We start from the raw sequence: 21,811 nt of genomic DNA, 5'->3' as shown, positions 1-21,811 counted from the left end.
ATATACTCCATTATCCCATACTGTATTGCACTCAATCAGGAACCGCTATATTTTCCAATCCTCAGTCTCTTTTGCGAAGTAATAACTAATGATCGGTGTAATTACACCAGTTTATAACGGTGAGAAATTTATAGAATCTTGCCTTCAAAATGTCATTAACCAAAATTTTGCAGAAGTTGAGCATATTATTGTCGATGGTGGCTCAACTGACAAAACAATAGATATTATCAAATATTACGCCAATCAATATTCCCAGATACGCTGGATTTCTAATTGAATCGAATCATGATTTTTATTACATTAAGAATTTTCTATTTTTAGAAGTATCCGCAACGATTACCTCAATCATTAAAAATCGATTCATGAAATTGATTTCGTATTTAAATAGTAAATAAGAAGTGGTAGTGGAACGGCATATACAGCAGAATTCAGAATTGTCCGTTTATTCCTGCATAAAAGCAAGCTACGCGCAGCGTCTCTTCGACAGCGTTTTGTTCGCGTAGCCACCAAATTCATCCTTCAAATCAGCAACGCCGGAATTTTTTATTGAGTCTTACACATAACTTGTCGCATTTTACGCATATTTGCAGGCAACTCTAAATTCATCGCTTGTTGAATTAAAATAGATGGAATTGGAATTAGAGGTGTCGCTTGCACAGTATAAGCAAGTATTGTGCCATTACCACAATCTTTTAGTTCTAAATTAGCGTCAAAATCCTCAAAAGTCCCATTTACCATGCGAAATTGGATTTGCTGACCCAGCACTTCTACAACATTGAGGTAAATTTCCACTTGAGCCGTGAAAAAGAAGAAAGCTTTTTGTGCTGCTTGATACAGACGTTTGACTTCACCTTTATGTACTACCTCACTCTTGGTGATATCGGGAAAATATTGTACCCAGCGGGGATAATCAGTTAATTGCTGCCAAACGTGCGATCGCACCATCGGCAAATACATCCAGGCTGTCACTGAACCACCCGATATCTTGTGCGATCGCGTTTCTACCAAAATTTCACCCTGTACCAGCAACTTTTGCTTGTCTTGACTCCAAGCCATATCTGAACCTGCAATAATTGAATCTGATATATAAGACGCAGACATAATCATTAAGTTACTCCTCAACTCATCCACCTAAATAGAGTTAAAACTACAAGCCATAAAACTTGATTTAGATCCAACCCATTAAATTAGTTCCAGTTTAATACTTATCTTTTCCAGAAAGGATGATTCTTTGCTAATCATTTCAGTTACTTTACTGTAAAAGCTGTGTTTCTTATCACAATTAACATAATTAATACTCCAGTGAATTTTGTCAAAGTAATACTTGTAGATGAAAAACTGCGTTGTTAACAGCTAGAATGGCACAAACACGATTTAACATCAAGTACCTTACCTTAACGTTTGGATAGTATCTCTAGGTTTTTACGTGGTATTTATGATGAAACTGCAACTTCATCGTAACTTCATATTTTAATTATCAATATCAAGTGTAATGTCTGTTGAGTTGAGAGGAAAATTAGGTGAGTCAATCTTCTTTAAATCGTAGATTAATCCAGATTTTTGGTATACTTCTCGGCATTAGCGTTGCCGTCTGGGTACTCAGAGGTATTGGTATTCTCACTTTTATCCCAGGTGGAATTATTTGGCTACTGCTACTTGGGGCGATCGCGATCGCGATTATTAGTTATGCCCAAAGGACATGGTGGCGTTTTTAGTCATTTGTCATTGGTTATTAGTCTAAGATACAAGAGTTTTTGGTACATACCTCGCTTCTTGTGGGTGAAAAAAATAATGATATCAGACTAATTCAAACTACGCTCACAAGGGGCGTGGTTTCTCTTGGACTAATGACTTTGCGAAGCGGTTTGATTTTCATACCGTAGTCTCGTTTAAGAATTGTAGCTTGCCTATTTTGACTGACTGGCAAAAGTATTTAATAGGGAAGCAATGCCAACAATTTACGAGGGGAAACGAACATGGCAAAATATAAATGTACTGTTTGCGGCTATATATACGATCCAGAACAAGGCGATCCAGATAGCGACATAGCACCGGGAACAGCCTTTGAAGGTATACCAGAAGATTGGTCGTGTCCAACTTGCGGTGCGACAAAAGACGACTTTGAACCTGATGAATAGTAAAAATAACAGCTAGCCTAGAAAGTAGGTGCTGTAAAAGAGACATTTTTGAAATTGTTACCGTTACAAATTGTAGTTATTGGGGGTGGGGCAGCAGGATTTTTTGGCGCGATCGCTTGTGCTAAAGCCAATCCTGATGCCCAAGTTACTTTACTCGAAGCCAGTCGCCAACCCCTAGCGAAAGTGTTAGTTTCTGGTGGCGGACGCTGCAACGTAACTCATGCTTGCTTTGATGCTGAGGAGTTAGTGCAAAATTACCCCAGAGGTGCAAAAGCTTTGCGGGGTGCTTTGACTCGGTTTGGGACTCAAGATACAGTAGCTTGGTTTGCTGCTGGTGGAGTCTATCTCAAAACGGAAGCTGATGGCCGGATGTTTCCTGTCACCAATACTTCAGAAACCATTGTGGAATGTCTAATTAAAGCGGTGGCGACATCTGGGGTAAAACTCCGTATCGGTACACACGTAACTTCAGTGAGAACTTCCGCAGATGAGGGTTTTGATATTCTTCTGAAGTCGGGAGAGACGATTAAATGCGATCGCCTACTTCTGGCGACCGGTAGTAGCCTTGCGGGTTATAAAATTGTCCGAGAGTTAGGTCATGAAATTGAACCGCCAGTACCCTCGTTATTTACCTTCAACATTGTCGATCAAAAGCTGCGGGAATTGGCTGGAGTTAGCGTTAACTCTGCTCAATTGCGCTTATCTGCGGGCGGAAAATCCCAATTGCAACAAACTGGGCCATTGCTAATTACCCACTGGGGTTTGAGTGGCCCGGCTGTTTTAAAGCTTTCTGCTTGGGGTGCGAGAGTTCTGCACGAAAGCCGCTACCAAGCCAGATTATTGATTAATTGGCTGCCTGATTTGCACCAAGAACAAGTGCGAGAAAAAGTTTTAGCAGTTAAGGATGAATGGGGAAAGAAAGCGATCGCATTGCATCGCGGCGTTGACCTACCCCATCGTCTCTGGCAATATATCATTGCCCGTGTAGGCATTACCACTGATGATCGTTGGGCAGAAATATCTAGTAAAACCTTAAATCAACTGGTGCAAGAACTTACTCAAGGACAATATTTAATCAACGGCAAAGGAGCCTTCAAAGAAGAATTTGTTACCTGTGGCGGTGTCAAGCTCAAAGAAGTCAACTTCAAGACGATGGAAAGTAGGTTAGTTCCTGGTCTTTATTTTGCCGGAGAAATCTTAGATATTGATGGCGTTACCGGTGGGTTTAACTTCCAAAGTGCTTGGACAACTGGGTATTTAGCAGGTGTGGCAATGGCGACTAGCCAGATAGCTTAAAAGAGTTCGTAGTAAGCACTAAAGTCCTTACTACGAACTTAGAAAAATTAATATAGCAGAATCCTATAACCCTTATCGTTAAAATTTATTTCTTCTCAAAAAGATAACTTTGAAATGTTAGCTCAGTCCTCTCCTTATCAAATATTCAACTTGTTCTACAAATTCCTCTATCCAATCCATCACAGATTTACTAAACTCTTTGATTGTGCGACTATCATCTAGAAAATAAACAGAACAGTCATCTTGTCCATCGGCAATAATAAACCACGGATCTCCATGTAAAGCACAGATAGAGAAAGCTTTTTCTAGTAAGGGTGTACATTCTTCTCCCTCAGCAATGGACTCAAGGATAACGTCTTGCTGCCATTCATTCATTTTGATAAGTTGGTCGAAGTAAAACTCAAATTCCGATCCTCTAACAAGCTTTCTGGCACTATGCCCAAGTCAGCCTAAGATTTCCCTGTAAGTCCTTGGTAAAACTCCATATTTACTCTCAATGTATGCAATTTACTCTGAGGTACATCCTTGTAGTTATTGCTCATTTTTTACTATTCCACTAGTAAATAAACGCTCTTTTAATTCTTGTATATTATTAATCATTTCAAAACTCAAACTTACTAGAAGATAAATAATATCTATTTTAATTAATAATTATCTGGTTAGTACAAAGTGGCAAAAATAAAGCTATTATTTAAAATTACTATATTAGAGCATAAAAAGGGCTAAAAATAGCAAATAAAGACTTATTAAGTTAAGTTTTAGCATTTGTGTGTACATCGTAGTATACCTCTACTCTTAAAGCTTGTTAGAAAGGCGTCTCCGTGTTAACCTCAGCCCATTTACCAGTTCTTTAGGAATAAGCGATCGCTACTTAACTATATTTACTTATCAAAATTCTTATTAATCCTCCAGCATTTCCCACCTTGCCACTCTACATTTACACCAGCCACCCTAGAGAAGACAAATTTTTCTGGGTGTATTACTTTTTTCATAAAAAATATATGAATACTGTTAAAAATGCTGCGTCTGAAATTAGGTTGCAGGGAAGCCAGTATATGCTACATGGCTTTCCAGTGCTTGGTATTCCTGATGAGGAGCGTGCTGTCAAATACTTTAGCCTTAATCCATTTTTGCCAAACGCTCAGAATCGTTGCCCGATCGAATGTGCCTATTGTGTCTGTCATCAAGACCGTGAATGGCATCATTATCCAGAAAATTTTCAGGATGTTTCAGCCCCGGTTGACCTACTCCATCTTTTGCTAGACTACATTTTTGCTACCCAGGAGGGACAAAAAGGTTTTCCGATTTCACTATGCGATTACTCTGACCCTTTTATTCCAGTCCATCGAGAACGCGTACTATCAATTCTGGATGCACTTATTGACCGCAAAGCTGCCAACATCGTTTACATCACCACCAAAGTCCATCCTGGTCAATCTTTTCTAGAGCGTCTCAAAACAACTTTAGAACGGCCTCATTCACTTCGAGTCACTGTCTTTGTTAGTCTACCACCCTTGAAACCAGGCTATGAGCAAGCTTCAATTCAGAGCCGGGTAGAGTTGCTGCAAGATTTAGTAAACCTTGGCATTCCCTGTTGTTGGTATCTGCGTCCACTAGTTGAAGAGTGGTTTGATGAAGCTTTAATGTGGCAATTAGCACGGACATTATTGCCTCATGTTTCCCGTCACGTTATTCTGTCTGGGCTTGTGATGTCTGAAGAGATTGAAGCGAGTCTGTTAAAACAAGAATTAATCGTTCCAGAATGGGATCGTACACAACCAGGACGTAAGCAATACTTGTCATTGGAGTTCGAGTCAAAACTGCGCTCAATTCTCAGCACTGTTGCTAGCGAGCAAAATATTTCTCTGGGCCCGGTGATGGGACATCGGCTATGCGGTACTAACGGCAATCATGCCTATGGCTGCTTGATTTGCGCCAAACAAAACCGTTATTGCCAGCTTTTTCAACTTCATCACTATGGTGAAACGATTGCCACCGAAGATAATCAACGCCTCAAGACGCTATTGAGACAAGATTCTGTGAAAGTAGGCTCATCTTTACAACCAGAGCCATCAACAGAAGAATGTCAGTGAAGTAATCTAACCCCAAGCTAATCTAGGAACAGTCTGATTGTTTGATCGCTACGCGTTTACAAAATTATTGTATTGGAGCATAAAGAGGGAAAATTATCTTGCGATTGTAGATCAATTTTGAACATACCCAACAATGAAATTCAGCGAAATCCTCCGTCAATTTGGTGACGCGGCCACCAATCATAGCCTGACTAGCAACCCAGACCAAGACCCAGAAATTACAGGGGTAGCAGCCATTGATGAAGCTACCAACGGTACGCTCAGTTACGTAGAAGGTGCAAAATTTGGGTCTTTTGTCGGCAATACCAATGCTAGTGCTTTAATTTTGCCCCAGGACGAAAAATTACAGGTGGTTGCACAAGAAAGAGGTATTGTCTGGCTAGCAACCCCAGATCCACGATTATTGTTTGCCAAAGCGATCGCACTTTTTTACCAACCATATCGCCCCAGCCCAGAAATTCATCCCACCGCTGTGATTCACTCCACCGCAAAAATTGGTAGTGATGTTTATATTGGCCCCCATGCTGTAATTCAACAACGGGTAGAAATTGGCAATGGCGCAATCATTCATCCGAATGTGGTAATTTATCCAGATGTCAAAATAGGCGATCGCACCACCTTACACGCTAACTGTACCATCCACGAACGCACCCACATCGGTGCAGATTGCGTCATTCACAGTGGTGCTGTCATCGGTGCAGAAGGCTTTGGTTTTGTTCCTACCCGGACTGGATGGTTCAAAATGGAACAATCTGGCTATACAGTTTTAGAAGATGGCGTGGAAGTTGGCTGCAACAGTGGCATTGACCGCCCAGCCGTTGGAGAAACACGAGTAGGTCGCAATACAGTAATTGACAGCTTAGTGCAAATAGGTCACGGTTGCAAAATCGGTTCTGGCTGTGCGATCGCTGGTCAGGTTGGCATGGCGGGAGGTGTTCAACTGGGAAATCGCGTGATTTTAGCTGGACAAACAGGAATAGTCAATCAAGTGAAGATGGGAGATGGGTCGATGACATCTGCTCAAACTGGAATTCACAACGATGTTGCACCAGGAGAAGTTGTCTGCGGAACTCCAGCCCTTCCTTACAAACTATATCTCAAGGTATCTGCTGTTTATGGTCGCCTGCCAGATATGTATCAATCATTAAAACAGTTGCAACGTAAATTCAAAAATAGCAATGATTAACTTGATTTAAACCTCCATTCTTCCCACTACCAATCTGAGTAAAGAAGTGGTGGGAATCTTTTGGAGGTTTAAATGAATTTGATTTGGGTGTGGCAAATACATTCCCAACTGGAAAAATTAGCGATCGCTAATTACTAAAAACGTTAGGTAGTAAATGTAATCCCAGGAGTGATAGCACTCAAACTGACATCCTCAGCCACAGCAATCACGTCGCCGAAAATTGGCGAACCGAAGAAGATGACTGTATCTAAGATAGATGAGTCATTTGAAAAAATACCACTACCAATACTATTATTAGTATTGAAGTTTTGCTGTACAAATGTGTAATCGCTAGCAGAACCGCGAAGATTAAGTTTGTCCCCATCTGTTAGAGAGAAATCTGTGATAATAGCATGACCAGCTTGCCGATAGGAGTCATTTAGGCTGAACGTATCAACAGATTGAACCCCTTGAAATAGAACTCCTCCTGTTAAAACATCTATCTCTCCACTATTAAAGCTACCACCACCAGAGAGGGTATCATTACCCGCGCCTCCGGAAAGAATATCATTGCCAAGATCGCCATTTAGGCGATCGTTACCTGCGTTTCCGTTAAGGCGATCGTTGCCCAATCCGCCAAATAGTACATCATTACCGCTACCAGCTAGCAGAATATCGCTGCCATCACGACCATTAAGGATTACGTTGACGTTTTGGCTGGCACGACTGGCATCTATGCGATTGTTGCTATCTCCTCCTTGGATTTCGACGCTTTCAATACCTTGGAGGGTATCAGTACCTGTGGCTGAATCGTCAAGATTGGCAAAGGGGCCAAACTTACCACCTTTGAGTTGGCTTTTGTTAGGGTCATTTGCAAATGAGAAAAGCTCAAAGTTATTGTCGCCATTTATGAATAGGAAATCCTGACCTCCTCCCCCGATGTATTGGTCATCACCCGCTCCATCTAAGGCACCATCGGCAAAACTATCCGTCCCGGCTCCACCTTGGAGGAAGTCATTTCCTTCCCCACCATTAAGATTATTGTCATCATTTCCACCTATCAGGGTGTCATTGCCATTATTGCCACGGAGGAAGTTAAATCCTGTTCCTCCTACTATGCTGTCATTACCATCACCACCGTTGATCTGGTCAAGACCACGGCTACCTATAATGGTGTCATTACCTGCACCACCAAAGAGAAAGGTTCGCCCTGACAACAGAGCCTGAGAGGCATTAATCGTGTCATTACCCGAAGTACCAGTGAGCCTGACATTCTCAACCTCAGAAAACTGATGGGTCAAATTACTGACAAACAGTTGATTATTGGTCAAGAAATAATTTGAGGCTCCCTCGACACGCAGTTCGTCATCATCTGCACCGCCAATCAGGGTATCGCCAACATCACCTAGAGCCGAAAAGTTCCCGTTTTGAGCGATGAGAATATCTTTACCCGCACCGCCATTAACGCGATTGTTGCCAGTTCCACCTATAAGAGTGTCATTGTCATCGCCGCCGTTGAGAGTGTCGTTACCCGCGCCACCATTGAGAGTATCTCTGTTGAATCCACCATCAAGGAAATCGTTACCAAGTCCGCCAAATAAAGAATCATTGCCAAAGTTGCCTATTAAAGTGTCGTTACCCGCGCCACCATTAACCGTATCGTTACCCGCTAGAGCATCGATTTTATCGTTGTCCCCATTAGCTATAATTTTGTCATCAGCAGGAGTTATGGTTCCACTAATAATCGCCATAATTTTAAGTTTCCTTTGATTTGGTTATGAGTTTGTGTATTATTTCGCTGGTTTAGAGTTTGGACATTTCAACAGCAAAGCTAAATTTGTCCAAAACCCAATAACTGTGGTTGCTGTTATTACCAGATTGCCTTTTGAACTCAGGAACGTAAATATGGATAATTTAAGGAGTTTGATTCCCAAAAATTAAATGACAAAAGAGGTCAATTTAAGCTTAGGTAAGAAAATTTAAGGTGAGTAATCTTTGCTGAACTAGTTAAGGGATGAATTACAGCTATTTGAATAGAATTTGGTGAAAAATCTGGAAAGTTGAGAATTCAAGTTGTAGCTGAATAGATCAATAGTTGTTATTCATCCCTGAGCAATGGACTTTGAAACAGCATTCAAAATCTTAGATGCAGCAGTTTTTGCCCAGACAAAAAGACATCTGAAAGATATTGAAGTAACAATACTTCGTAGCTCTTGGCAAGGAAAGAAGTATGACGAAATTGCCCAAATTCATGGCTACACTACCGAATACCTACAGCATGATGTTGACCCAAAGCTTTGGCAGATGCTGTCAGCAGCATTTGGTGAAAAGGTTAGTAAAAAGAATTTTCAGGCAGCATTAGAGCGGCAGCGGCTTTCCGGCACTGCCGCGTCATCAAAGCAATTGCAGGCTATTTTACAGCCCCAAAACCTGATGTCATCTAATTCACAACTAAAAAGGGAGAAAATAATATCTCTCAACTCAGGTTTTGAAATAAATGAAGAACCATTACTAACTAATGAACCATCCCAACTGAATGCAGAAGCAGAATTCCCGGTAGGTCAAGTCCCTCTGAATTCTCACTTTTATATTGAACGCCCTCCAATTGAAGATCGCTGTTTTCAAGAGATTTTGCAGCCAGGTGCGCTAATTCGCATTAAAGCATCTAGACAGATGGGCAAGACCTCGCTAATGGCAAGGATTCTTGATGAAGCTAGAAAGCATGGCTGTCAAACAGTAGCTTTAAGCTTTCATTTAGCAGATAAAGCAGTTTTCGCCAGCTTGGATACATTTTTACGTTGGTTCTGTGAAAGTGTTGGCAGGAAACTGAAGCAGCTTCATCAGTTAGATGATTATTGGAACATTTATGGCAGTAAGGATAAAACCACTGCTTACTTTGAAGAGTGTTTGTTAGAAGAAATCGACAGCCCATTAGTAATTAGCTTGGATGGTGTCGATCGCATTTTTCCACATCGTGACATTGCTGAAGACTTTTTTAACCTATTACGAGCTTGGTATGAGTATGCTAAGTATGGCGATCGCAGTAGCGAACTCTGGAAAAAACTCCGGCTAATTTTGGTACATTCTAAAGAAGTTTATATTCCGCTAAATATCAATCAATCTCCCTTTAATGTCGGGTTGAGCATTGAATTACAAGAGTTTAATCAAGAACAAGTCCAAATTTTGGTAGAGCGTCATCAGGGACTAAATTGGATTGATACTCAGGTCGAAGAACTGATGGATATGGTAGGAGGACATCCTTATTTAGTCCGGCTAGCTCTTTATCATGTTCAACATCAAGACATCACACTTGAGCAGTTGTTGCAGACAGCCTCAACTGAAGCTGGAATTTACAAAGACCATCTCCGAGGGCATTTGTGTAATCTCAACGATCATCCAAATTTAGTTGCAGCTTTTAGCCAGGTTGTCAAGAGTTTAGTACCGATAGAATTAGATTCGGAGTCAGCGTTTAAATTACATAGCATGGGTCTAGTGGTATATTGTAATGACAATAAGGTGATGCCACGCTGCAATTTGTACCGCCAATATTTTCAAAATCGTCTCAGTTAGTTATAAATTTTAATTACTCCTATCGTGCGGGAAGAATACCTAATTTTTTTACGAACCGCCAAGGACGCCTTCTCTGCGAGAGGCTTCGCCAACGCGAAGCGTCTCGTTAGAGAAGGACGCCAAGGAAGAGAGAGAAGAATAAATAGGTAATCTTGTAGCGGCAAGGGAATTAGATGATATGTTGCTGATAGCTGGAAGTTAGGATGCATTGGACGAGCAAATCAGAAAACTCGGCTTACAAATATCAAGTCGGAGGAAGTCTACAAATTGATGCTCCGAGCTATGTGCAGCGACAAGCTGATAAAGATTTTTATGATGCCCTAAAGGCTGGAGAATTTTGTTATGTCTTCAACTCGCGGCAGATGGGCAAGTCTAGCCTGCGAGTGCAAACAATGTGTAAACTGCAAGCAGAGGGTATTGCCTGTGGTGTTATCGATATTACGGCAATTAGTAGCCAAGACATCACTGCATCTGAGTGGTATTTGGGCGTACTGCGGAGGCTAGCGCGTAGCTTCATTCCCAAATTTAAAGTACTGAATTGGTGGAGCGATCGCTCTGCATTATCACCTGTACAATGCTTGAGTGAGTTTATCGAGTCAGTGCTGCTGCTAGAAGTGTCTCAAAATATTGTGATTTTTGTAGACGAAATTGATAGCATTCTCCAATTAAACTTCAAGGATGATTTTTTAGCTCTGATTCGAGCTTGTTATAACAAACGAGCTGATAATCCAGCTTACCAGCGCCTTACCTTTGCACTGTTAGGGGTAACAACTCCCTACGATTTGATTCAAGATAAACACCGGACACCTTTTAACATTGGTCGAGCAATTGAATTAAACGGCTTCCAATGGCATGAAGCTCAACCATTAGCTGAGGGATTATTAGGTATCGGTAATTCTCAAAAAGTGTTGCAAGAGATATTAACTTGGAGTGGTGGTCAACCTTTTCTGACTCAGAAACTTTGCCAGTTAGTTATTACATCTTCTTCTCCCATTCCACCAAATGCTGAAGCCGAGTATGTTGAGAAACTGGTACGTTCTCAAATAATTGACAACTGGGAATCTCAAGATGAACCGGAGCATCTGAGGACGATTCGCGATCGCATTTTTTATCGACGCACTCAGCAATTGCTGGAGCTTTATCAGCAAATTTTACAAACAGGTCAAATCACAGCAAATAGCAGTCCTGAGCAAATAGAATTGCGCCTATCAGGATTGGTAGTCAAGCAACAGGGTTTCTTAAAAGTTTATAACCGCATTTATGCTGCTGTTTTTAATCAAAATTGGGTTGATAAAACCTTATCAAGCTCAAAATCAGTAGAGCCGCCTCAAACATTGCCCAGCAAGCGCCGTCTTCAAACTGTGTTGATTTTAAGTGTGGTTGTAACAGCTTTGGTAATGGGAGTACGGTATCTAGGATTCCTACAAGCTGTGGAACTAAAAGCTTTTGACCAACTGTTGCGGCTGCGCCCTAGCGAACAACCAGATCGCCGCCTTTTGGTAGTAGCGATCGCTGAAGATGATTTTCAGCTTCCAGAACAGCAGCAGCGAAAAGGGTCGCTCTCAGATCGGGCCCTTGCTCTCTTGGTGCAGAAATTAGAGCAGTATCAACCACGAGCCATCGGTTTAGATATTTATCGTGATTTCCCTGTAGATGCCAAGGAAACAGCTTTAGCTAATTGGATGCGGCGCAGCGATCGCTTCATTGCAATTTGCAAAGTCAGCGAACCCCAAATTAATGAACCCGGCGTTTCACCCCCTCCAGAAATTCCGATCGCGCGTCAAGGCTTTAGCGATTTTGTCAAAGACAGCGATGGTATTCTCCGCCGCCATTTGATTGCGATGAAAGCAAGCAACTCATCCCCTTGTACTACGCCTTACGCCTTCAGCGCTCAATTGGCATTTCGTTATCTAGAGGCTGAGGGCATTTCTGTCAAGTACACCAAAAAAAAAGATTTACAGATAGGCCAAGTTGTGTTTAAACGATTGCGTTCACGAAGTGTCTCCTTTGGAGAATCGCATATAGGTGGTTATCAACAACTGGATGACTGGGGCTATCAAGTATTGCTAAATTATCGTTCCTTTGATCCCTTAAAGGCTGTTGAGCAAATCACCTTAAAAGATTTGCTTAGGGGTGCGATCGATCCCAATCTTGTCAAGAATCGGATCGTACTGATCGGCATTACTAACCAAAGCGCCGGTGATTATTTTTCTACCCCTTACACTACTGAGCATAAGCAGGAAATGCCAGGAGTTATGGTTCATGCTCAAATGGTGAGTCAAATTCTCAGTGCAGTTTTAGATAAGCGAACCCTGTTGTGGGTTTGGCCAGTTTGGGGTGAGGCTGTGTGGGTCTTTTTCTGGTCTGTTTTTGGAGGAATATTAGCATGGCGCATTCGTAATTCCTGGCTTTTGGGATTAGCCGGAGTTGCTGTAGTTGGGGTTATATCCGCAATTAGCTTTGTTATGCTCCTGAAAGGTATTTGGATACCGCTAATTCCCGCCGTGCTGACTCTGGTTGTTACAGGTAGTCTACTAATCTACAGCGTTTCTCATCTCAATCTACTAGTCCGAGAAAAATAAGGGTTTTGTAGCCTGGTTCGACTAGACTTCCCTGTGCATCTATATTCGTGTAGCGGTTATGAGCGTGCGAATTACTCAAATGAGTAAGTCAAATGAGCTTTTGCTTGCGGAAAACACCAAAATGAGTAAGTCAAATGAGCTTTTGCTTGCGGAAAACACCAAAATGAGTAAGTCAAATGACCTTTTGAGTAAGTCAAATGAGCTTTTGCTTGCGGAAAACACCAAAATGAGTAAGTTAAATGACCTTTTGAGTAAGTCAAATGAACTTTTGAGAAAGCATTTAAGTGTTTTGAGGAAGCAAACAGGCATTTTGATAAAGCAATTCGGTATTTTGATAAAGTAATCAGCAAATATACCTGACGATTAAAAATGGCGGCTGCATAAACAAAGAAACTTACCGTAACTTTGCCCGTCAGGTATATGCGGCTTGCAATTCTCACAAATCAAATAAGATTACTAAGCTGTTCTACATTCAACTTGCATAATTAGGGCGGGCAAGATGCCCATTCCACAATACTTTCATTAAATTTACAGCAGTTTGCAAGTAAATGAGGTACAAATGCCAATACGCTTGGGTTAGCGCCAAAAATTTTAAACTGTGTAGGTTGGGTTGAGGAACGAAACCCAACATTTCCTGAGCTTTGTTGGGTTAAGCAAAGCGCAACCCAACAAAGCAATTTTTCTTAACTGAACTGTATTGGTACAAATGCAGGACTCATAAAAAGTTTCTACCTCCTGCTTCAAAACCCGTAGCTTTGTACTTCATGCAAAAGAAAACTGTTGTAGATAGTGCCCCTACATCTTGCGATCTAATGTTGTAACTACATCTAAATGAGAACTGCTATCTATGAGCAAGTATAATTTCCGAAAATACCTTTCATGCTTTTGAATATCTAAATAGCCTTCGTTAGTCGGCTTATTCTGCTCTGAAAGGGTGTAGCCTACACCTTACACCCCACACCCTACTCTGAAGAGGCATTGTAAAAAGTCAGATTTTATATCTGTAAAATTAGACACCTGCTAATAAAAATAAATAAAAGCTTTGAGAAATGAAATTAGGTTTTCGACAGCTGAAAATTACTTTTGTAATCAGTTTAGTATCGCTATGCTTCACGCTAGTTCAAGCACAATCCGTAAAATCTGAAATTCTTCCATCGCTGATTTTTAACGCACCTCCTCCACCAGATGATATTAACGCCCCCGGTAATCGCGTTGGCGGAGGAAAGCGCGGCTGCGAAAGTATGGACAAGCAGCTTGATACATCTAAAAAAAAGCGACTGACAGCGTTAGTTCCGGTTTATCAGTTTGCCAATGCAGAATTAGTCTTTGGATTAACGACTACTTCTCATCCAACTTTCTGGTTTTACGTTCCTGATAAGGTAGCCACAGTTTTGGCAGAATTCGTCCTACAGAATGAAGCGGGGGAAACTATATATCAAAGCCCTGTTTCACTATCTGGGACACCAGGAGTTGTTCGCTTCTCTTTGCCATCGACAACTTCCTTATTAGAAATTGGCAAGCGTTATCATTGGTATTTCAATACTTACTGTAATTTACAACAATCACCTATTTTTGTTAATGGTTGGATTAAAAGGGTGGAACAAAATCCAATTTTGAAAAGTCAGTTAGAGACAGCAACACCAAACCAGCGCATTGCCCTTTATGCCACCAATGGTATTTGGTACGATTCCCTAACTGCTTCAGCCGAACTTCGCCGCCTAAACCCAAAACATACTGATTGGGCTGCCATGTTACAAGCTGTTGGTTTAAATAACATTGCTTCAGAACCGATAGTAGACTGCTGCCAATAGCTATTATTACGAACCAGACAAGGGACTTAAGCCCCTTGTACTCCATAAACTTAGGACTAGGCCTTTCAAGGTAGGTAAAATTTGCTCAATAAACTCTCTTTAACCTCTTAATGTGTTCTCTGTGCCTCTGTGGTTAAATAAAAGACTTTTAAACCGCAGAGACGCGGAGGACGCAGAGAGAAAAAAGAGATTATACCAATTACATTGAAAGGACTAGTTCTAAAACTAAAATCCTAATTTTTCCAACACTGGCTTTGTGGAAACAACGTGGCGTTCTAAACCCAGTTCTTTTGGACTAACCCCAAGTGCCAAAGCAATCAACTGGGGTAAATGCAACACTGGTAAACCTAGCTTCTGTTCAATCACCTTTTCTACCTCTGGCTGACGCGAATCTAAATTTAAGTGGCACAGAGGACAAGGCGTAACTATACAATCAGCACCAGATGTCAAAGCGTCCTGAATATGCATCCCCGCCATTTTGAAAGATTGGGTAGTGGCATAGCTAGCAAGGGGCCAACCACAACATTGTGTCCGCCCTCGATAATAAATTGGTGTTGCACCCACTGCCCGAAACATATTTTCCATCGCTTCCGGTTGGAAAGGGTCGTCATAAGGCATAGATTTTTGAGCGCGGAGGAGATAACAGCCATAAAAAGCTGCACATTTTAATCCAGTTAACTTCCGAGTGACACGTTTGGTAATTTCCTCTAAACCGTAATCTGTTACTAAGGCGTAAAGAAGATGTTTAACGTCAGTACTGCCGCGATAAGGCGAACAGCCTTCTTTATTTAGCAAGCCATTAACCTGTTCAATGTAAACAGGGTTAGAAGTCTTACATTCTTTCAGGTGTTCGTTTACATGACCAATAACACCTTGACAAGTGCTGCAATGGGTAAGTAAGGGCAGATTTAATTCTTCTGCTAGGGCAATATTTCTGGCGTTGACTGTATCTTCTAGCAGTTGCGAATCTTCTTTAAATGTGCCTGAACCGCAGCAAGCAGCTTTTTTAAGTTCAACTAGTTCAATACCCAGTGCTTGGGTAAGTGCTTGAGTTGATTGGTAAAGTTCCCGACAGGCCCCTTGAGCAACACAACCGGGGAAGTAAGCGTATTTGAGTGTCTGAGGTAGCATAGAAGTATGTTTGGGTTAGAGCGATCGCTCTAAACAATAACTGTTTTATCATTCCTTGTTAGCACTATTCTGATGTTTGACGTTTAGCTATCCTTTAAGCTTCTAGATTAAAGGGTCGCAGCATCTACATATTCTTAATTGCTAGCAAGGCTGTAAATACCGATCGAGACATTGTAAAAAATTTTAGCAATAATTGAAAAACCAAAGCATTTACACGGGATCGGCGATGGCGTAGTACGCTCCACTGCTCAAGTGTTAAGAGAAAACTTACCCGATTTATTTTAGGAATGAGAGAGGTTTTCTAACAGAAAAACCCTTGGAAGTATGCGGGCGATCGCGCTTGACGATAAGATGTATATGCTCAAAACAATGTCTCCTCTAAAGAGCAGATCGTAGCAAGTGGTTAAGGACTTTTATTTATGAGCCAAACGGAACTTTTTGAAAAGGTCAAGAAAATCGTCATCGAACAGCTGAGTGTTGAACCCCCAGATAAAGTCACACCACAAGCCAAGTTTATGGAAGACCTGGGAGCAGATTCGCTCGATACCGTTGAGTTGGTGATGGCCTTGGAAGAAGAATTTGATATCGAAATTCCCGATGAAGCTGCCGAGCAGATTACATCGGTTCAAGACGCAGTAGATTACATCGATAACAAAGTTACCGCCTCAGCTTAACTGAGGATTGGAATTGAGGATTGGGATTGGAGAGATTTTTCTCTAATATCTAGCCACTCTTCGCCTGACACTGCTAATGTCACCAATACTGACGTTAACGACAATCACTTGAAGTCAGCAAATCCGATGCCAGTCGCTCGTAAAGGAAACCTTTAAGATCGCGCTGGCTCACCAGTACCTAGTCGCTAACCTCAAATTTTTTGCCTGCTAGCTTTTTCGCCATTTTTAACTGAATCATGACAGATCATACACGTAAACGCGTTGTTGTAACTGGTGTTGGCGCGATTACACCTATAGGTAACACAGCAACAGAATATTGGAATGGATTATTGAGTGGACGCAATGGCATTGACTACATCACATTATTTGATCCGTCTCGCCATGATTGCCGGATTGCTGGTGAGGTGAAAAACTTCGATCCGCATGATTACTTGGAGCGTAAAGAGGCCAAGCGCATGGATCGATTTTCCCAATTTGGGGTTGCGGCAGCAAAACAGGCTCTAGCTAACGCGGAGTTAGTAATCAATGACCTGAATGCAGAACAGGTAGGTGTGATGATCGGTTCTGGCGTTGGTGGGATTAAGGTATTAGAAGACCAGCAAACTATCTACCTCAACCGTGGCCCCGATCGCTGTAGTCCATTCATGATTCCGATGATGATCGCCAATATGGCGGCAGGATTAACGGCAATTCACACGGGTGCTAAAGGGCCAAACTCCTGTTCTGTAACAGCCTGTGCCGCTGGTTCTAACGCCATTGGAGATGCTTTTCGCTTAATTCAAGGGGGATATGCCCAGGCGATGATTTGCGGAGGAACGGAATCAGCTGTCACACCATTGTCGATAGCTGGGTTCGCCGCCTGCAAGGCACTCTCTTTTAGCAATGATGACCCAAGTAAAGCTTGCCGTCCTTTTGACCGCGATCGCAACGGATTTGTTTTGGGTGAAGGTTCAGGAATTTTAATTCTAGAAGAACTGCAACACGCCATCAGTCGCGGCGCTCACATTTATGCAGAAATGATCGGTTATGGCATGACTTGTGATGCTTACCATATCACTTCTCCCGTACCTGGTGGACTTGGAGCCGCTAGAGCAATCGAACTGGCTCTCAAAGATGCCAGTATAACTCCCGAACAAATTAGCTATATTAACGCCCACGGCACTAGTACCCCAGCTAACGATTCAACTGAAACCTCAGCAATCAAAAAAGCCTTGGGAGAATATGCCTATAAGGTGGCAATTAGCTCCACCAAATCGATGACAGGTCATTTATTAGGCGGTTCTGGAGGTATTGAAGCAGTTGCAACAGTACTAGCGATCGCTAATGACCAAATTCCACCAACAATTAATCTGGAAAATCCCGATCCTGAGTGTGACTTAGATTACGTGCCTAACTCTAGCCGCGCTCAAAAAGTCGAAGTGGCAATATCCAATTCCTTTGGATTTGGCGGTCATAATGTCACACTGGCCTTTAAGAAATACGTTTAAAAAAAGTCAGGAGTCAGAATTCTTTAATTTTGAATTTTGAATTTTGAATTTTGAATTGATTTCTCCCCCATGCCCCATACCCAAAGTATCAAAAATATCATTCCGATATAAAGTAAGCGTTCGGCATGACCCAATTATCAGCTTGATTTATCACCAGAAACTCAAGAGATCCCGCTTGTCCATCGACAAGCAGGAGTGGGATGATAAGGATACTGTGGGGAATCTAAAATAACCCCAGCAAGAGAAGCTACGAAGAGTGCTAACCCGTCGTTAAAAACAAGAGATTATGACTGTTGCAACCCAATCCGCCAAAGAATTGTCCGTCGAAGAACTGGCTATTAACTCGATCCGCTTCTTGGCTGTTGATGCCGTAGAAAAGGCAAAATCGGGACACCCAGGACTACCAATGGGCGCGGCTCCGATGGCTTTTGTTCTTTGGGATCGCTTCATGAAGTTTAATCCCAAGAATCCCAAATGGTTTAATCGCGATCGCTTTGTCTTATCTGCCGGTCATGGCTCGATGTTGCAGTACGCCCTGCTTTACTTGACAGGCTACGACAGTGTAAGCATTGAAGATATCAAGCAATTCCGCCAATGGGAATCCAAAACCCCCGGACACCCCGAAAACTTCATGACCCCAGGTGTGGAAGTCACCACTGGCCCCTTGGGTCAAGGAATTGCCAATGGAGTCGGTTTAGCGATCGCCGAAGCCCACCTTGCCGCTAAATTTAACAAACCCGATAGCAAGATTGTTGACCATTACACCTACGTGATTGTGGGTGACGGTTGCAACATGGAAGGAATTTCTGGTGAAGCTTGTTCTTTTGCAGGACACTTGGGATTAGGCAAACTCATCACTCTGTACGACGACAACCACATTTCGATCGACGGTTCCACAGATGTGGCATTCACCGAAGATGTTTCCAAGCGCTTTGAAGCTTACGGTTGGCACGTCCAACACGTCGAAGATGGTAACACGGATTTAGAAGCGATCGCCAAAGCAATTGAAGCAGCCAAAGCTGTTACCGATAAGCCTTCTTTCATCAAGGTAACAACCATTATTGGTTACGGTTCCCCCAACAAAGCAAATACTGCTGGTGTTCACGGTGCTGCCCTTGGTGGAGACGAAATAGCATTGACTCGGAAAAATTTGGGTTGGGAATACGAGCCTTTCGTAGTCCCAGAAGAAGCCCTCAACCACACCCGCAAAGCAGTTGAGCGCGGCGCAGGTTACGAAGAGGAATGGAACAAGACCTTTGGCGACTACAAAGCTAAGTATGCCCAAGAAGCGGCTGAATTTGAACGCTACATTAGCGGCAAACTGCCCGACGGCTGGGATAAGGTACTACCCACCTACACCCCCGAAGACAAAGGACTGCCTACCCGCAAACACTCAGAAACTTGCCTCAACAAACTGGCGGCAGTTTTACCTGAATTGATTGGTGGTTCGGCTGACTTGACCCACTCCAACCTTACCGAAGTCAAGGGCAAAGGCGACTTCCAAAAAGGACACTACGAAAACCCCAACATCCACTTTGGGGTGCGGGAACATGCTATGGGCGCAATCTGTAATGGGATAGCGCTGCACGCTTCGGGATTAATTCCCTACGGTGCTACCTTCTTGATCTTCACAGACTATATGCGTGCTGCCATCCGCTTATCCGCCCTTTCCCAAGCTGGCTCGATTTGGGTGATGACTCACGATTCCATTGGACAAGGTGAAGATGGCCCCACGCACCAACCCATTGAAACTCTGGCTTCCTTGCGAGCTATTCCTAATTTATTAGTGTTTCGTCCCGCAGACGGTAACGAAACCTCTGGCGCTTATAAAATAGCGATCGAGAAAGCGAAGCAAAACGCTCCGTCTCTGTTGGCGTTGACTCGTCAAAACGTCCCCAACTTGGCAGGTACATCGGTTGAAGGCGTGGCGAAGGGTGGATACACCGTGGTAGATAGCGAAGGTACACCTGATATCATCCTGATTGGAACTGGTTCAGAACTGAGCCTCGCCGTCGGCGCAGCCGAAAAACTCAAGGCTGAAGGCAAGAAAGTCCGTGTTGTCTCGCTACCTTCATGGGAACTGTTTGAAGCACAGGATGCGGCTTATAAAGAGTCCATTCTGCCGAAAGCTGTCACCAAGCGTTTGTCTGTAGAAGCTGCCGCTAGTTTCGGTTGGCACAAGTATGTGGGTACTGAAGGCGATTGTGTTAGTATTGATCGCTTTGGTGCTTCGGCTCCAGGTGGTGTTTGTTTAGAGAAGTTTGGCTTTAGTGTTGATAATGTGTTAGCTAAGGCTAAACAATTGTTGGATTAATAGCAACAGAATCTTCTCAAAATAGTGTGGGGTGGGCTAAAGAGTCTACCCTTTTTTTATGTAAAGGAAGATTAACTATAATTGGAGTAATAAGTTACTAATTGGTAGGAAGTTTCTGAGGAAAAAGACGTACTTCTAGCTCGGATAACAAAAACTGTAGAACATTTGATGCAATAGGATAGTAGCTATCAGTATTATCTAGATAAAGATAAAGCAATTAAAATGATATTTAAATATTATTCAGAGAAAGTTTCTATGGAAGAACTAAAAGCTATGTCTGATTTCAGATTAACAGGGTTTGTTGAGGGACATATGATAACTTTGTTATTGATCGAAGGGGAAGATGATATAGACCTTAAAGCAATGTCTTATGGTTAGATATGTTAAATTCCTAAGCAGAAAAATGATTTTCAGTTTATATAACTTAATATAATGATTAGCGATAAACAGATCGCGTTATAATCTAAAACGCACTAGCTTGTGTAGTACAATAGTACTATACAGATAAAAAGTTACTATTTATACTGAGAGGCAGTATGAAAGCAGAGCTTCTCAAGAGATTTTTTAGGGCGATCGCTAGTTCAGATCAAGAGGCGATTGACAAGCTGACATATTTAGTGATTGAGGAAGAACGCACTAAGGGGCATACTCTCTTAGCTGACCAGTTAGAGAATATCACTAAAAAAAGCCAGAAAGAGAAGCCTACTAACATCAGCAAACCTGCTTCTTCAATACCAGAAAACTTACAGGCTTTAACTGAATTACCAACCAGTAAGAGATTTAATCTTCCTTTGGTAACTATTATACCAAGGGACAATTTGCGGCATCATATGGTGTTGCCTGAAAATATTGAGAAACGTTTTCGCCGAATTGAACGCGAGTATGCGGCAAGAGATAGGCTTGCTCATCATGGATTGCGTTACAGACAAAAAATTCTTCTATATGGGCCTCCTGGCTGTGGAAAGACGCTAGGAGCAGAACGTTTAGCTTGGAATACCGGTTTACCACTCCTGAAAGTTCGATTTGATGCAATGGTATCGTCTTTTTTAGGCGAAACTGCAACCAATTTGAGACTTGTATTTGAAGATGCCTCAAAAAGTCCATGTTTACTGTTTCTTGATGAATGTGACTCGATTGCTAAGTCACGAGAAGACTCTCAAGAAGTAGGAGAAATTAAGCGAGTAGTAAATACATTTCTTCAAATTTTGGACGAATATCAACCATCTTCTGGGCTTTTGGTAGCAGCAACGAATTTGAATAAATCTCTAGATACTGCTCTTTGGAGAAGATTTGATGATTTGATCGCAGTACCCAAACCCGGAGAACAGGAGCTAGAATTTATACTAAAGGAAACACTATCTGCAATTGAAGTGGGATCTATCAACTGGCCAAGGATCATTGAGCAGATGAGAGGTTTTTCTGCAGCTCAAGCTGTGAGGGTTGCACAAGATGCAGCTAAACGAGCAATCCTTGAGCGGGAGGAGCTAGTGATTCATGAACACTTAGAAGAAGCGATCGCAGAAATCAAAGTTTCCTAGTATTAATTTTTG

19 protein-coding genes are annotated in these 21,811 nt (G+C 42.2%); 15 read left to right on the top strand and 4 right to left on the bottom strand.

Translation table 11 applies throughout. The annotated features are described in order from the left end of the window. Window positions 1–88: 88 nt before the first annotated feature. Window positions 89–277, top strand: a complete 189-nt coding sequence (locus ACFE93_RS20575; protein ID WP_375475690.1) for a glycosyltransferase — start codon at window positions 89–91, stop codon at window positions 275–277. Between the two features lie 266 nt (window positions 278–543). Here the strand turns inward: ACFE93_RS20575 and ACFE93_RS20570 are convergent, their stop codons facing one another. Next, window positions 544–1,101: an SRPBCC family protein gene (locus tag ACFE93_RS20570; protein ID WP_375475688.1), complete on the bottom strand. Its 558-nt coding sequence runs from the start codon at window positions 1,099–1,101 to the stop codon at window positions 544–546. Between the two features lie 419 nt (window positions 1,102–1,520). Between ACFE93_RS20570 and ACFE93_RS20565 the strand changes: the two genes are divergently transcribed. The 3 genes from ACFE93_RS20565 to ACFE93_RS20555 all read left to right on the top strand — a co-directional run bounded on the left by ACFE93_RS20565 (window position 1,521) and on the right by ACFE93_RS20555 (window position 3,434). After that, entirely contained in the window at window positions 1,521–1,715 is a 195-nt protein-coding gene (locus ACFE93_RS20565) for a hypothetical protein (protein WP_375475686.1), read from the top strand. A 261-nt stretch (window positions 1,716–1,976) separates the two neighbouring features. Next, complete coding sequence (gene rd / locus ACFE93_RS20560) at window positions 1,977–2,138, top strand: rubredoxin (protein ID WP_375475684.1); 162 nt, start codon at window positions 1,977–1,979, stop codon at window positions 2,136–2,138. Between the two features lie 54 nt (window positions 2,139–2,192). Continuing rightward, window positions 2,193–3,434 carry an NAD(P)/FAD-dependent oxidoreductase gene (locus tag ACFE93_RS20555; RefSeq protein ID WP_375475699.1) on the top strand — a complete coding sequence of 414 codons (1,242 nt, stop codon included), beginning with the start codon at window positions 2,193–2,195 and terminating at the stop codon, window positions 3,432–3,434. A gap of 117 nt (window positions 3,435–3,551) precedes the next feature. Here the strand turns inward: ACFE93_RS20555 and ACFE93_RS20550 are convergent, their stop codons facing one another. Beyond that, window positions 3,552–3,809, bottom strand: coding sequence for a hypothetical protein (locus ACFE93_RS20550; protein ID WP_375475682.1), 258 nt, complete (start codon window positions 3,807–3,809; stop codon window positions 3,552–3,554). Window positions 3,810–4,435: 626 nt separating this feature from the next. Between ACFE93_RS20550 and ACFE93_RS20545 the strand changes: the two genes are divergently transcribed. Both ACFE93_RS20545 and lpxD read left to right on the top strand, forming a co-directional pair. Then, entirely contained in the window at window positions 4,436–5,527 is a 1,092-nt protein-coding gene (locus tag ACFE93_RS20545; RefSeq protein WP_375475680.1) for a hypothetical protein, read from the top strand. 133 nt (window positions 5,528–5,660) lie between these two features. Next, the gene (gene lpxD, locus ACFE93_RS20540; protein WP_375475678.1) at window positions 5,661–6,713 is read left to right on the top strand and encodes a UDP-3-O-(3-hydroxymyristoyl)glucosamine N-acyltransferase; all 1,053 of its coding nucleotides are present in this window, start codon (window positions 5,661–5,663) and stop codon (window positions 6,711–6,713) included. Between the two features lie 143 nt (window positions 6,714–6,856). On the opposite strand, the gene ACFE93_RS20535 is transcribed toward lpxD, so the two are convergent. Further along, window positions 6,857–8,443, bottom strand: coding sequence for a calcium-binding protein (locus ACFE93_RS20535; RefSeq protein ID WP_375475676.1), 1,587 nt, complete (start codon window positions 8,441–8,443; stop codon window positions 6,857–6,859). Window positions 8,444–8,807: 364 nt separating this feature from the next. Between ACFE93_RS20535 and ACFE93_RS20530 the strand changes: the two genes are divergently transcribed. The 4 genes from ACFE93_RS20530 to ACFE93_RS20515 all read left to right on the top strand — a co-directional run bounded on the left by ACFE93_RS20530 (window position 8,808) and on the right by ACFE93_RS20515 (window position 14,655). After that, window positions 8,808–10,262 carry an AAA-like domain-containing protein gene (locus tag ACFE93_RS20530; protein WP_375475674.1) on the top strand — a complete coding sequence of 485 codons (1,455 nt, stop codon included), beginning with the start codon at window positions 8,808–8,810 and terminating at the stop codon, window positions 10,260–10,262. A 203-nt stretch (window positions 10,263–10,465) separates the two neighbouring features. After that, the gene (locus ACFE93_RS20525) at window positions 10,466–12,844 is read left to right on the top strand and encodes a CHASE2 domain-containing protein (protein ID WP_375475672.1); all 2,379 of its coding nucleotides are present in this window, start codon (window positions 10,466–10,468) and stop codon (window positions 12,842–12,844) included. Between the two features lie 58 nt (window positions 12,845–12,902). After that, window positions 12,903–13,187 (top strand): hypothetical protein, encoded by a 285-nt coding sequence (locus tag ACFE93_RS20520; RefSeq protein WP_375475670.1) that lies wholly within the window; start codon window positions 12,903–12,905, stop codon window positions 13,185–13,187. Window positions 13,188–13,893: 706 nt separating this feature from the next. Beyond that, on the top strand, window positions 13,894–14,655 hold the full coding sequence (locus tag ACFE93_RS20515) for a DUF928 domain-containing protein (RefSeq protein ID WP_375475668.1): 762 nt from the start codon (window positions 13,894–13,896) through the stop codon (window positions 14,653–14,655). 225 nt (window positions 14,656–14,880) lie between these two features. Here ACFE93_RS20515 and ACFE93_RS20510 read toward each other — a convergent pair whose 3' ends face one another. Beyond that, complete coding sequence (locus ACFE93_RS20510) at window positions 14,881–15,786, bottom strand: CoB--CoM heterodisulfide reductase iron-sulfur subunit B family protein (RefSeq protein WP_375475666.1); 906 nt, start codon at window positions 15,784–15,786, stop codon at window positions 14,881–14,883. Between the two features lie 419 nt (window positions 15,787–16,205). On the opposite strand from ACFE93_RS20510, the gene ACFE93_RS20505 reads away from it, so the two are divergent. The 5 genes from ACFE93_RS20505 (at window position 16,206) to ACFE93_RS20485 (ending at window position 21,799) form a co-directional block, all read left to right on the top strand. Further along, the gene (locus ACFE93_RS20505; protein WP_375475664.1) at window positions 16,206–16,460 is read left to right on the top strand and encodes an acyl carrier protein; all 255 of its coding nucleotides are present in this window, start codon (window positions 16,206–16,208) and stop codon (window positions 16,458–16,460) included. A 236-nt stretch (window positions 16,461–16,696) separates the two neighbouring features. Continuing rightward, window positions 16,697–17,947 (top strand): beta-ketoacyl-ACP synthase II, encoded by a 1,251-nt coding sequence (gene fabF / locus ACFE93_RS20500; RefSeq protein ID WP_375475662.1) that lies wholly within the window; start codon window positions 16,697–16,699, stop codon window positions 17,945–17,947. A gap of 286 nt (window positions 17,948–18,233) precedes the next feature. Continuing rightward, window positions 18,234–20,261, top strand: a complete 2,028-nt coding sequence (gene tkt, locus ACFE93_RS20495) for a transketolase (RefSeq protein ID WP_375475660.1) — start codon at window positions 18,234–18,236, stop codon at window positions 20,259–20,261. A gap of 255 nt (window positions 20,262–20,516) precedes the next feature. Next, on the top strand, window positions 20,517–20,639 hold the full coding sequence (locus ACFE93_RS20490; RefSeq protein WP_375475658.1) for a hypothetical protein: 123 nt from the start codon (window positions 20,517–20,519) through the stop codon (window positions 20,637–20,639). Between the two features lie 158 nt (window positions 20,640–20,797). Beyond that, a complete protein-coding gene (locus ACFE93_RS20485; RefSeq protein ID WP_375475656.1) occupies window positions 20,798–21,799 on the top strand; it encodes an ATP-binding protein in 1,002 nt (333 codons plus the stop codon). Window positions 21,800–21,811 lie beyond the last annotated feature (12 nt).

The sequence above is a fragment of the uncultured Nostoc sp. genome (assembly GCF_964247315.1).
In the GTDB taxonomy this organism is placed as follows: Bacteria; Cyanobacteriota; Cyanobacteriia; order Cyanobacteriales; family Nostocaceae; genus Nostoc.
The sequence above is the reverse complement of the archived record's forward strand: the minus strand, read 5'-3'. Positions and strand labels throughout refer to the sequence as shown.